This window comes from Planomicrobium sp. MB-3u-38 (genome assembly GCF_002836425.1).
GTDB lineage: Bacteria > Bacillota > Bacilli > Bacillales_A > Planococcaceae > Planococcus > Planococcus okeanokoites.
The window spans coordinates 1-12,640 of the sequence record NZ_PJBO01000044.1 but is presented as its reverse complement, the minus strand read 5'-3'; the positions used below and the strand labels follow the sequence as shown (position 1 = coordinate 12,640).

15 protein-coding genes are annotated in these 12,640 nt (G+C 41.6%); 1 reads left to right on the top strand and 14 read right to left on the bottom strand.

Going from position 1 to position 12,640, the window contains the following annotated elements; genetic code table 11:
* From CXF70_RS09065 to CXF70_RS09025, 9 genes are all read right to left on the bottom strand, one after another.
* A partial coding sequence (locus CXF70_RS09065) for an LAGLIDADG family homing endonuclease (protein ID WP_304528585.1) occupies nt 1-374 on the bottom strand: 374 nt, incomplete at its 3' end.
* 103 nt (nt 375-477) lie between these two features.
* Nucleotides 478-1,086 carry a 3'-5' exonuclease gene (locus tag CXF70_RS09060; RefSeq protein WP_084245890.1) on the bottom strand — a complete coding sequence of 203 codons (609 nt, stop codon included), beginning with the start codon at nt 1,084-1,086 and terminating at the stop codon, nt 478-480.
* Nucleotides 1,087-1,138: 52 nt separating this feature from the next.
* Entirely contained in the window at nt 1,139-3,145 is a 2,007-nt protein-coding gene (locus CXF70_RS09055) for an ABC1 kinase family protein (protein WP_101802376.1), read from the bottom strand.
* 146 nt (nt 3,146-3,291) lie between these two features.
* On the bottom strand, nt 3,292-3,777 hold the full coding sequence (locus CXF70_RS09050; RefSeq protein ID WP_101802375.1) for an NUDIX domain-containing protein: 486 nt from the start codon (nt 3,775-3,777) through the stop codon (nt 3,292-3,294).
* A gap of 95 nt (nt 3,778-3,872) precedes the next feature.
* Nucleotides 3,873-4,376 (bottom strand): GNAT family N-acetyltransferase, encoded by a 504-nt coding sequence (locus tag CXF70_RS09045; RefSeq protein WP_101802377.1) that lies wholly within the window; start codon nt 4,374-4,376, stop codon nt 3,873-3,875.
* Between the two features lie 19 nt (nt 4,377-4,395).
* A complete protein-coding gene (locus CXF70_RS09040; RefSeq protein WP_101802374.1) occupies nt 4,396-5,130 on the bottom strand; it encodes a hypothetical protein in 735 nt (244 codons plus the stop codon).
* A 323-nt stretch (nt 5,131-5,453) separates the two neighbouring features.
* Nucleotides 5,454-5,906 carry an SRPBCC family protein gene (locus CXF70_RS09035; RefSeq protein WP_101802373.1) on the bottom strand — a complete coding sequence of 151 codons (453 nt, stop codon included), beginning with the start codon at nt 5,904-5,906 and terminating at the stop codon, nt 5,454-5,456.
* Between the two features lie 195 nt (nt 5,907-6,101).
* Complete coding sequence (locus CXF70_RS09030) at nt 6,102-6,563, bottom strand: SRPBCC family protein (protein WP_233208592.1); 462 nt, start codon at nt 6,561-6,563, stop codon at nt 6,102-6,104.
* 155 nt (nt 6,564-6,718) lie between these two features.
* Nucleotides 6,719-7,441, bottom strand: coding sequence for a 3-ketoacyl-ACP reductase (locus CXF70_RS09025; RefSeq protein WP_101802371.1), 723 nt, complete (start codon nt 7,439-7,441; stop codon nt 6,719-6,721).
* Between the two features lie 461 nt (nt 7,442-7,902).
* Between CXF70_RS09025 and CXF70_RS09020 the strand changes: the two genes are divergently transcribed.
* Nucleotides 7,903-8,571: a CPBP family intramembrane glutamic endopeptidase gene (locus CXF70_RS09020; protein ID WP_199172814.1), complete on the top strand. Its 669-nt coding sequence runs from the start codon at nt 7,903-7,905 to the stop codon at nt 8,569-8,571.
* A 33-nt stretch (nt 8,572-8,604) separates the two neighbouring features.
* Here the strand turns inward: CXF70_RS09020 and CXF70_RS09015 are convergent, their stop codons facing one another.
* The 5 genes from CXF70_RS09015 to ltrA form a co-directional block, all read right to left on the bottom strand.
* Entirely contained in the window at nt 8,605-9,357 is a 753-nt protein-coding gene (locus CXF70_RS09015; protein ID WP_101802369.1) for a MerR family transcriptional regulator, read from the bottom strand.
* A 73-nt stretch (nt 9,358-9,430) separates the two neighbouring features.
* A complete protein-coding gene (locus CXF70_RS09010) occupies nt 9,431-9,853 on the bottom strand; it encodes a DUF2178 domain-containing protein (protein WP_101802368.1) in 423 nt (140 codons plus the stop codon).
* Nucleotides 9,850-10,053 carry a helix-turn-helix transcriptional regulator gene (locus CXF70_RS09005; RefSeq protein ID WP_101802367.1) on the bottom strand — a complete coding sequence of 68 codons (204 nt, stop codon included), beginning with the start codon at nt 10,051-10,053 and terminating at the stop codon, nt 9,850-9,852. The genes CXF70_RS09010 and CXF70_RS09005 overlap by 4 nt, the downstream gene beginning before the upstream one ends.
* 5 nt (nt 10,054-10,058) lie before the next feature.
* Entirely contained in the window at nt 10,059-10,385 is a 327-nt protein-coding gene (locus tag CXF70_RS09000; protein WP_233208591.1) for a hypothetical protein, read from the bottom strand.
* Nucleotides 10,386-10,809: 424 nt separating this feature from the next.
* The gene (gene ltrA / locus CXF70_RS08995) at nt 10,810-12,072 is read right to left on the bottom strand and encodes a group II intron reverse transcriptase/maturase (RefSeq protein WP_101802365.1); all 1,263 of its coding nucleotides are present in this window, start codon (nt 12,070-12,072) and stop codon (nt 10,810-10,812) included.
* Nucleotides 12,073-12,640: the final 568 nt, after the last annotated feature.

The window sequence follows — 12,640 nt, the reverse complement described above, 5'->3', positions numbered from 1 at the left end:
ATTGGATTCTGAATGATAGGATGAGTTGATTCTATTACGTCTTTTATTTGCATAAGAATATACTTTTCCTTTTGGGCGAAACTTATTGTTTGCTGATCTTGTACCATACATCCGTCGGCCATAAAAAAGCCTAATATATATGCCATATTATTGGACCATGTTTTAAAATAGTTTTCGTTCACTTTAAATTTTCTTTTCCAACTGCCTATAGGTCTCATTTCGACCTGATTTTTATTAAGTATCGAACGTATATATCTGGCTGAAACGTTCGAGAAACTACCTATTTCAGAAGTACTGTAACCTTCCAAGTATAAAGCAATTATCTCATTTTGAGTTAATATGGATTTACTTCTTTTATTAGGAAATTCATTCAAAACGAACACTCCTACCTATAAATAACCTTTAAAATTTTTTAAAAACCCCTCAAAATGAATTTTGAGGGGTTTTCATTACTGTAAGTAATCCAAATTAAAATATTCATAAACGGTCTATACAAAACTGATAAATCGCAGCTGTTGCCAGGCAGTCACCGAGTGCATCGTGCGCATTATGCTCAAGCTCCAGAAACGCTGATAAAGTCGTCAGCTTATGGTTCGGTGTCTCTGGTATCACTTTACGCGCCAGTTTCACTGTGTCGATTACCGTATACTCCGGAATCGGCGTAATTTCCTCCAATGCGTACAGGAATCCCATATCAAACGGCGCGTTATGCGCGATGATCGGCAACCCTCCGATAAATTGGATCAATTCATGAGCAACTTCCTCGATAACCGGTGCATCACGCACATCAGCATTTGTAATGCCTGTGATACGTGTAATCGTGCTTGAAATATGCTGTTGGGGATTAATCGTTAAATACATGGTGTCCTTATGCATATGGTTAATGTATTTGACGGCGCCGATTTGAATGATTTTATCGCTTCCTGCACGGAGTCCAGTCGTCTCAAAATCAAGTACAACATAATCATCAACCCGTTTCATACTGGCTTTATATTTACGCGGCTTTGCTGGAGCATTTCGCGTCCAGGACGGACGGGTTTCGCGCATTTTCTGTTCGAGAATCTCTCTTGGACTTGGTCGTTCCATCTAATCCACTCCTTTTGACTCCTGCAGTGTCCCTGCGTGAGCATACAGCGTCCTATAGGCCACTCGTTCGTTTCATATCACGAATTGCCTGTATCGACAGTCTGACCAATAATACTACACTTAAAAACAGCCCTGCATAAGACGCTATATTTAAATATACCGCATATGCGGTGTCGATAAACTGCGCAATGGCCAATAAAGCCGCTGACACTAGACCGAATGTGATGCCGGTCATCAGCAATACGAAGCGTGAAAATAATTGCGTGACGAACATGGAATTATGTTTATCCGAAAATACGTCATGATGCAGGATCACTTTGCCGGATTCTACACGTTGAACAAGACGGTCTAGTCTTTTAGGCACTTTCATTAACTCCGGAAGCCATACAGCCAGCTCTTCTTCCAATTTTTCTTTCGTTGCTGAAGGCTGTGTAAAGGGTTTAAACAGATAAGAAGCTTTATACTTTTTGGCGAATGTCTTGGATTCCCTGAACATATCGAAATTCGGGTCCATCGAGTGGATAGTGCTGTCCAGAACGATTAATGCCCGTAATGCCGTACCCACAGGCGGATAGAACTTCAAGCCGAAATCACGGACGATATCAAACATGGAATGAATCAGTTCCCTTGTCGGAATCTTATCGATATAAGAGATGCGCATAAGGCTTTGGCCGATAGCGTACTCAAATTTCTTCCGGTCTATGCTGTGTGTATCCTGTACAAGAGCCATGACGGCATCCGACATGACTTCTGCGTCATTCTGCTGGATCCCGATCACAAACAGGTTCAGCGCCTTTTGCTGTTCATCAGACAGCCTGCCGACTGCACCGAAATCCAGGATAATCGGGCTGCCATCCATACGATCAATAAAGATATTGCCCGGATGCGGATCCGCATGGAAAATACCGTTGAAAAACATCTGTTCCAGATAAGAGAATAGGATAGTCTGCGCGAATTCGCTGCGATCCACCTGGTAACGGTCGAACAGCTCCTGCCCTTTCGCAATGCTCTTGCCTTCCAGATATTCCAGAACAATAATTTTGTCATTGCTGAACTCTGTATAGACTATAGGAACCTTGATGCCATAATCGCTTTTCCCAATAATGTTAGCGAGTTGAACTGTATTGCGTATCTCAATGTTAAAGTTCACTTCTTCCCGCATGCTATTGGCAAACCCGATTGCCAGATCCCGGATGCCGATGCTGTTGATCCAAGCGGATTTCATCGACAGCCATTCGGTGAATGCCACCAGAAGATTCAAATCATCCCGCATGATGTTGCGGATATCAGGACGCAGCAATTTTACGACGACTTCATCACCGTTCCTCAACAATGCCTTATGAACTTGCCCGATGGAGCCAGCAGCAATCGGTTCCTTATCCACTTCAGCAAAGACATCTTCTATCCGATATGGCAGTTTTTCATTCAATAAATGCTCTACTTGCTCACTCGTCAACGGTTTGACATTTTGCTGCAATGAACCCAATTCATTTATGAAAGCTGGCGGAAAAAGCTCGCTATGGGTGGAAAGCATCTGGCCGAATTTAATGAATATGCCGCCACTCTCCTCCAAAGTGACGCGGAAAGCACGTGCCAATTCCCGGTCATTCTCCCCCCGGTGCCGGGCAAAATCAAGCGCTTGCGAAAAACCGTTGCGTACTGAGATTTCCAGGATTCTGCTTAGCCGTTTCTGTTCTCTCAAACGGCTTCTCCAACGGACCAAAAAGAAATCTTTGCCCGTTTTTGGATCACCTGATTCACCCAGCTCCATTGGATCGAATAATTCCAGGAACAGATACAGCAGCATAGAGATCAGCAGCATGCTGCCAATCCACAGGATAGATGTTTCATCTTGAACGATTTGGATAGTATCCAAATCCATATAATCGGTAAAACGCAAATAGGAATACCAATATAAAAATGTGGTAAGTACAACCCCCAATGAAACCGAAAGAACCCTTTTTCGGAAATTCACTTTGGGCCCCATCAAACGGCCGCTGATTATATAAATGATGATCGCTATTACCAATATCTCAAGAAAAAATTTCAAAAACACCATGACCGCGACCCCTTTCAAGATTTCAGAATTTATTGTCAATACCATTTCATTCAGTATAACAAAAAAGGGAGTTTTATTTTAACGAAAAAAAAAACTCCCTATAGGAGGCATTTGTATACGGCTGATCGAACTTTCAATTCCACTATTTAAGTGATGGACAACTTTTTCTTTTCGATACGGCCGAGTAAATTATAAGGTCGGGCTTCCCAGGTCTCGTATGGAATGGACTCTTTTGCCTGCATGGCGTCCAGTGTTCTGGAAACCATGTGTGGACGCGTTATGTATTTTTCGATATTTTCTTCTGTTAAAGCAATAAATTTCGCGTCAAAAATCTCTTCCGGCTGCATCTTGATTTCTGACATGCTGCAAGTTGCTCGAAACACCACAGATAAAATCTCACTGCTTGCGCTGTAATAGACACCGGTTATTCCATGAATATCAATCTCTATCCCAATTTCCTCAAGAACTTCCCTGCGCACAGCCTCATCCAAAGCTTCGCCTTGTACCACTTGCCCGCCTGGCGGCTCCCATGTATCTTTGCGCCAATGCGCTTTGACAAGCAACGCCTCCCTCTCTCCATTTGTTATATACGCAGAAACCGCAACAATATGTCTCGGGTAGTTAGCATTCATAAGTTTGCCTCCTGAGTCTTTTGACTTCTTGTTACATTTTTGTTTTTTATATTAAATCCTTTTGTATTTATCTACATATACTATTAGAGTTAACGTTAAATTTCTCTGTCATTAAGCTGGTCTTTCACCAAGCGGATCATACTTGTTATATGTCCTTCCAAATCGTCTTCAAAGTCAGATAATTTTTTAAACCCTTTTGCTTTATAGAAGTTAACACCCGTCTCATTCTCTTTTTCCACATTCACGAACACTTGTGAAACATTCCGTGCGTTGTTTATTCCTTCATTCAATAAAGCTGATCCTAATCCCTTTCCTTGGTGCCCAGGAAGCAGATAAATAGCACCCAGCTCCACTTTCCCTCCTTCTTTTACTTTCGAGAAATTGCTGAAGCCCACAATTTTTCCGTCAACTTCAGCAACATATAGTGAAGACACAGCAAGGCGTCGCTTCAACATTTCAGCACTGTAAGCTGAATTTAAGAAGTTTTCCTGGATATATGCAGGAATTAACCCTTCGGATATGTCGTTCCAGCTCGTTTTCGCAACTTGCTGGACCTCTTTAATGTCTTCTTCTTTCATGTCACGAATTTGGAAGCTCATTTTTTCTCCTGTTCTTTTTTTATTGATATTGCTCAATGATCTCAAGCATCTTTTCACTGGCGTACGCACCTGGATTGACCACATTGGCTTCCGTCCAATAACCGAATCGCAAAGAACTGCCATCTTCCAAATGGATATCCAGGAAGGCACTGTCTTCGTTGCCGATTTCATCATACACTTTATCAAAGCCAACGTATTCCAGAGCCAAATACTCATCGAGAAATTCCTTCCAATGTTCTTCTTTCAAATCCGTTATGAAACTCCCGTCGAAATAGCTTCTAAGACTCATTCCCACAACTTTTCCTTCTATATCATAAAGATCAGCGATCGTCTGGGCTTTCTCATTTTCATTCACTTCGTAAATCACATCATTAGCAATTACACGGAAATCGGAATCGTAGCCGATAAATTCGAATACTTCAGTTCCCACTTCCAAAAACGCTGCATCACCGTTCTGCATCTGGTGATTCGAACAGGCATTACCGTCCATTTGATAGCTTACTTCCCCCACCACATCACCTTTCATATTCTCTTCAACCGGTATTGATTCATTCCATAACGCAGAATACTGGATATCGTTTATTTTCAAAACATCTACCCAATCAATGATGCCATCAGGACATTCGTCGTTTTGCTGTGCAGACTGAGTGGTTTGTGCCGGCTGCGAAGGACTTTGTCCTGTGCTTACGTCCGACGGCGAAGAACATCCCATTAAGGTTGTTAAAGCCAGTAATATGATACATTCTCTTCTCATTTCAACACCCCTTTTAAGCTTAGGCGAAATAAAACAGAAAAGGTTACAGTTTCCTTAATAATTTCCATTAATTTGTTAAACGTGATGAATAATTAGTAAAAACGGCCATTTATTCACTATCGATTCCTATCCATTACTTTGATATCGTTAATTGGAGAACCTTTTAGTTCAATTTGTTTCTTGTTGACTGGTATTTTATTTTACAGATAATCCTTATGTAGTTTACTACATATATTCAAAATAAATGCCCCTTTATCTTTTACCATAAGTACATACTTGCTGTAAAAATAACAGGAACTCTTCCTTCTCCTGCTGATATTGAATTATAAGTTCATCGCTTCCTGTTCGACACGGTCCAGGAACGCTTCCACTGTTTTTGAATTGCTTTTATTGTTTGCCATTTTCATCATCGCCCTGCCGATAAAATTGCGGCCTTGGTTGCATCCGGAATAAATCAATTTTGTTTTGTTCTCCCCTAACGTTATCAAGGAAAAACATAAATCGATTTCAAAAGCTTTGCCGATCACAAAGAAAATCTGTTTATGTTTTTTATCGGGTTTATCCTCGTAGGCAAGCGTCTCCACGATATATGTCTCAGTCCGCTTTCCTTCTTTATAACTTTGCATATGCTTGGCACCGATTTCTTTCTCCGTCTTTTCAATCAGTTCATGTTTCTCAACTTGAGGCATGATTTTTTTGATATTTGCATCTGCAAACAGCGTCCACACTTTATCGATATTCTGATCGATGATGCGTTCTTCTTCCCATTCAATCATGATCGATCACTCCTTCCAGATTACAAAAATTCATCGAATTCAGCCGAGGGTTATGTGGATCTTTTAAACTTTTCTGATTCTTAACAGTATATCCTTCCTGAGAAGAAAATTAAAGAAAGCCTGAGATGCCAGTAACCCAAAAATTAGAGTAAAAACTAAAATTTAGGTGCACTGTCAAATCAGGCTTTTTCATTACTATTTATTTTTTTCCAATTTTTCAGCCTTTGTTTCAACCCGCTGCATGAAATCGATAACTGTTTCGTTTCGTCTTTTCTTGCTGCCGGCCATCAGCATTGCTTTCCCTGTAACTGTCAGTCCTTTTTGTGTCCCCTCATAAGTGAACAGCGTAAGATCTTCGCCTTTTTTACCCAATGTGAAGACATAATTGACTTCAAAGAGTCCGTTCATCTCAAATCGGGTGTGGCGGACTTTTCTGTTGGGTGTATCTTCAAACCGTTTAGTCTCTACGATATAGGTCTGCAGCTGTTTGCCTTCCATATAACTTTGCGCATGTTTTGCGCCGGTTTCATTATTTTCATTCTCCACCAGCACATGATCTTCGAGTTTCGGGTAGAGAATTTTGGCGTTTTCGTCCAAAAACAGCTGCCAAATCTTCTCAATCGGTTGTTTAATCATCATTTCTTCTTTCCATTTCACCAAATGACCACTTCCCCTTCTGAATTCCCTGCTCGATCTTCCAGATAAATGGATATGCTATCCGGAATCACCCCAATACTGTCCGCATTTTTAAAATACTATCGTCATATCTATAATACTATCCGGTAGCAGCAAAATACTATCCGCAACTGTTTTTAGAATGGATTGGTCGCCCACAAGCTCGACTTCGGAATGAAAATCCGCGGATGCAGTTTGAGCTGGGCAACCATATATTCAGCCAGGTCTTCTGCCTGCATGAATTTCTCTTCACTCTTCTCCGGTTTATTGCCATCACCGAAAAATTCAGTGATAACAAGGCTAGGCGTCAACGCAAAAACACGGATATTGTGTTTGCGGACTTCCTGGGACAACGATTCTGTCATGCCAAGCACTCCGAATTTTGAAGCACTATAGGCGCTGGAGCCTTCTGTGCCTTTGACACCGGACATCGAGGATATATTGATGATGTCCCCGCCGCTTTTATTGATTAATTGCGGCAGAACAGCGCGTGTGACATAATACATACCCATCAGATTGACATCGATCATCTTTTTCCACTCGGCTGGATCGATTTCAAGAAACGGACCGAATGTGCCGATTCCCGCATTATTGATCAAAATATCAGCTGGACCAAGATCGGCAGTCAATTTCTCGACTGCCTGGTTGACCTGTTCCATATCCGAAACGTCGGCTGTCGCATAGCTCGCTTTGACACCGCGGCTCTCCAATTCTTCCGCAACCGTCTTCAAATCGGATTCTGTCCGTGCCATCATTCCAATATTGACGCCTTCTTCTGCCAGGGCAATTGCCGTCGCCTTCCCGATTCCCTTGCCCGCTCCTGTAATGAATGCTGTCTTGCCTTTCAGTGATTGTGCCATTAAGTTCATTCCTTCCCTGTTGCATACTTTTTAATAAAAGCTTCTTTTTAGGAATTCCCTTTTCCGGAAAATCTACACTTCATATTTTTAGGAGCAGCATATTTCTGACTTTATGAACTATTTGTTAGTAATAAATCCGTTTAAAAACAAACTCAAGAAGTCCTCTATATCAAGACCGCGTTTTACAAAACTGAAAATTAAGTTGGTTAAATTCTGATGTAATCCAGATATAATTGATATAAAAAAATATAACGTTGTTTAAAAAGAGCAGACATCTTATAGAAAGTACCTGCTTTTCCTGTGGAACTTCCGATAAGCCATCATATGTAAACTCTCATATCAGAACCAGTAATCGTTAGAAAACCCTTGCAGGTCACCTTACGTCACCACGTATGCTGGTATCAGTAAGTTGAAAAACTGGAGGGATAAAGTTGATAGAAGGATCTTTTGAACGAAATGAAATGTGGAAATGGCGGGATTTAATTTATATGCTGTTTCTTGTATTGGTACTGGTTCCGATTTTCATTGAAACTGTATTATTTAATTATCTATTGGGCAATTTTCAAAATGAGTTATATGCCGGTACATTGATTGGTTTCATCATGGCCATCATTTTTACAACGGCGCTTTATTTCATCGTTTTAAAACCAAAGGGACAATCTTGGAAAGCTGTCGGATTAAAACCATTTCCTTTAAGAGAGTGGAAGCTGATAGCCGTTTGGACAATCATCCTGATTGTCGTGAGCATCGTGTTGGTAATTGGTATGTCTTTTATAGGAGTTGGAACGGAAAACAGTAAAACGGAAAGTCTCCAGTCACAGATGACTTTGTTGAACTTTACAATAGGATTTGTATCGGCCGCGATTATCTCCCCTATCTACGAAGAAATTTTTTATCGCGGCTTCCTTTACCGATTTTTCAGCAGCCGCTATGGTGTTTTGAGCGGTATGCTGATCAGTTCCCTTATTTTTACGGTTGTCCATATTCCTACATACAATACCTTGCCGGTGAATTTTGTATCAGGCCTTATTTTTTCATGGGTTTATCAAAAAACTGGGTCCATCATTCCAAGTATCCTGATTCACGGAATATTCAACGGGATTGCCGTAATCCTGACTGCCATAGCTTGACCATCTTCTCTCCAGACTGACGTGCTCCGGCTGTCAGTCTGGAGAGACTTCTTTTTTAGCGGCCATCTCTAGAAAATCAATAATCGCTGGTGAGATTGGATAAAGACCCAGCTCCGCAGAAGCTTCGGGGGATTTGCGGACTTCCCAAAAAGCCTCGACCAGTTCTGAATCGTCGCCAAACGTTTCTTCCGATAGAATGTCAACATCCTCAAGAATGAGTTGACCTTCCAAAGAGGTAGAGGAAACCCCATTCTCAAGACAAAGCTCAATCCTTTTGATGATATTGATCCACTTTTTAGTGACCCTATCTCCGCTTTCAAGTTTAGGTAACTGACTTTTAAGATGTGCTTGCTGTTCCACAGAGAAATATTGATTCCAATCTTTTTCTTTCTCTTCATTTGCCACCAAGGAAATTAAATCCTCCCAGTGAAGGGTTGCTTTTAAGTCCAGCAAATTCAATAGCGATTGGGTATGCTTCAAAGAATTTGTCAGGTGCTCCATCTCTTCACTCAACAAAGACTGATGGGCAAGCAAGATAGCGAACATAGACTGCTCGGCCAGGATACTCCGACTGTCTTCGAGCGACAGATTCAACGATTTGAGCAGAATAATCTTTTGCAATTTTAGAATATCCTCTTTGGAATAGTACCGCTTACCACCGGCAGCCTTCTTTGAAGGATTCACCAACCCGATTTGATCGTAATAACGAATAGTCCGCACCGAGATATTCAGTATCTTTGATAATTCGCCAGTTGATAAGTAACTTGTACTTTCTTCGTTTTCCACTTCTTATATTCACTCCTAAAATTTCAACTTCTGATAGATTCATGATATGTAAACTAAGCACCAGCAAAAAAACTCACTGGAATTTTTTCGAAACAAAAAACTCAGTAATTGGAAGTGTAACAAATGCCAGTCCAATTACAATAACAAGGGGAATGTTTTGAATATCATTTAATGCGGTGACTCTTTCAGTAAAAATTAGAACGATTACCATCAATACAAGCAACAGATAATAGCTAATTTTAGAACTGGTTAAGGTTATGTGTTTATCTAATTCATCTTTTTCTCCTTCATGCTTTCCATCCATATCTCCCCAAGTCAAAGACTGAAAGAAAAAACCGATGCCTAAAAATAGATAAAAAATTGTCGAAGCTGTTATTAAATCTTTCCTTAACCATTCATAAATACCAAAGCCGCCAATGGCAACGATTAAAACAATAGAGCAGATTAAGCTTACTTTCTTTTCAATCCTCATTTCCCTCCAATTTGCTATGCTCATTTGCTTTCCTCCTCAAAAATAAATAATTCATCAACTTTTGCATTAAGATTCTTAGACAGTTTAAATGCCAACGCTAATGTTGGATCATACTTATTGTTTTCAATCGCATTAATTGTTTGTCTTGATACTGAACATCTTTTGGCTAATTCTTCTTGAGAAAATCCCTTTAATTTACGCAATTCCTGAATCTGATTTTTCATTCGCTTCAACCACCTAGTCTTTTACGGTACATCACATAAAAAATGGAGTAACTAATAACAGCAATAAGCAAGTACAGTAATTCCGGGTAAATTAGCGGCACATTATTTAATCGCATATCGCTTAAATTGAAGAAATCATTGAAAAAGTTGATTACGAAGAATACTAAGAGCATAATCCAACTGCTTACGATTGCCTGCTGTTTAATGTGTTTCTTTCGCTCATCGTCATTTGTTTTATATCCATGTTCTTCACTTCCGGTTATTTTCCCCAATATTAGAAAGAGCAATAAAGATACTACTATTATTACTAACCAAGATAACAATTTACTCACTCCTTTTATGTCAAAAGTTCTTTACATTTTAAGTATATTACATAATATGTATATGTAAAGAGTTTTTTACATTCTGCTTTTTCTTATTAAATTAAATACCGTAGAATACTTGAGATATTAATTCAAAGATCCTTTATTCTCTTGGCAGGTCAAACCGTTCGTAAAAGTACACATTTATAGACAAAAAAGGAGAGTCGATGCTGATCAAAGCGCACCTTCTCTCCCTTCGTATATAAGCAGCTTCCGATAAGCTATGATATGTAAACTCGTTTCTACTCAAAATCAGGATTGTAAATATAACTTAATTATCATGTTAGCTACATTCGATTATAGAGCCCATACCAGACACAATCGAGTAGGAGGGAGTGATTAACTCCCGACCTCTCACACCACCGTACGTACCGTTCGGTATACGGCGGTTCAATTAAGATGCGTAACGCAAAGTTTCATAACGTGCTATCAGACTTTTGAGCCCTTGGGAACTCCAGTAGGAGTTTCCGAGGGCTCTATGCAATACCGGACTGTTTGAAATCCGCCAATAGCTTTTGCGTGAATTGCCCCATTCGTACGCCTTTCCTTTCGGAATGCCTAGTCCAGTGAGCTTTCGCACTTTTGTGCTCGACTTCTTCCAATCCTTCCACATGCACATGCGGAGTCTTCTTCGAATCCACTTCTCGAGTTTTACAAATACAGTAGGCGTATCTGCTAGCGAAAAATACCCGCACCAGCCCGTCAGGTACTGGTTCAGCTTCGCGATTCGCTGTTCCATCGAATACGGTTTGCTTCGTGAGGTGATGTCCCGGATTTTGTCTTTCATCCGGTTCATGCTCGTTTTCGCAATCCGCACCTTCGGTTCTTTGTGAGGCGTAAAGCTGAATCCAAGGAATTTCCGCTTCCACGGTCGGTCTACAGCTGATTTGCTGGTATTCACTTTCAGCTTCAGCTTTCCTTCTATAAATGAAGTCACCGACTTCATGACCCGGTTGCCTGCTTTCGGTGTTTTCACGTAGATGTTGCAGTCATCGGCGTAGCGGACAAACGAGTGACCACGCTTTTCGAGCTCTTTGTCCAGTTCATCCAGGACAATGTTCGAGAGCAGCGGGCTGAGAGGACCTCCTTGCGGAGTGCCTTCCTCACTGTTCATCACGACTCCGTTTATCATGATGCCAGTTTTCAGATACTTGTGGATGAGCTGAAGCAGGTGCTTGTCCTCGATTCGCTTCGCCAGAAGCCCCATGAGCTTGTCATGGTTCACCCGGTCGAAGAATTTCTCCAAGTCGATATCGACCACCCAGCGATTGCCTTCTGTGATAAACCTTTTCGCTTTCTTCACTGCGTCATGAGCGCTCCGTTTTGGTCGGAACCCATAACTATGTTCAGAAAACGTCGGGTCATAAATAGAAGACAAAACCTGGGCAATCGCCTGTTGAATAAACCGATCAATCACGGTTGGGATGCCAAGCAGGCGCACGCCGCCATCAGGTTTCGGGATTTCGACCCTGCGGACCGGCTGCGGCTGATAGGTTCCCGACAGAAGTTCCATTTTCATGGTGTCCCAATGTTCGATGACATGCGCTCGCAGGTTTTGTACGGGCATTTCGTCGACACCGTGGCTTCCTTTATTACGAACCACTCGGTTCAGGGCACGTATTAAATTTTTTCGTGAGAGAATCTGTTCCATTAACATTCGTTATGCCTCTTTCCGTGAACAACGGTTCTTCTTTATCCAGTTTCTGCTCCACCCTCTTGATGTCCCCAGTGGAATTCACCACGTCCTCCAGTCAAGTAAGCCCTAACGGGTTGTCTGTGTTCAACGCAGAAACTGCCTGCCAAGATGTTGTTCTCTCTTAATTGTTCAGCCCTTCCCACCCGTCTCGAGACGAGATGGTACTATGGCTTCTGCTGACTTCTGGTTGTTCAGCTGCCCATCACTGGGCAGGTTACCAAGGGTACTTGGCGTTCCAACCAGACCTCCCCGGGTAAGAACGCAATCTTTCCCTCCACCTATCTGCTTCATTTACTGCATGCGACCTTCGGCAGAAAGGGCTTTGCCTTGTTTGGCAGGCTCACCCAATCGCACATAGCCTTCTATGAAGTTCGTGTTCCTCAGACCGGAGGTTTGCCGCTCGCTTCCTTCAGATTCCACGTCGCCGTGGACACCCTTGCGCTTGGCTAACTGTTACTTCTGCCTTCACAGTTCGGGACTTGCACCCTATAGATTACGCCCATGCCGGGCACACCAAAAAAGAGAGTGG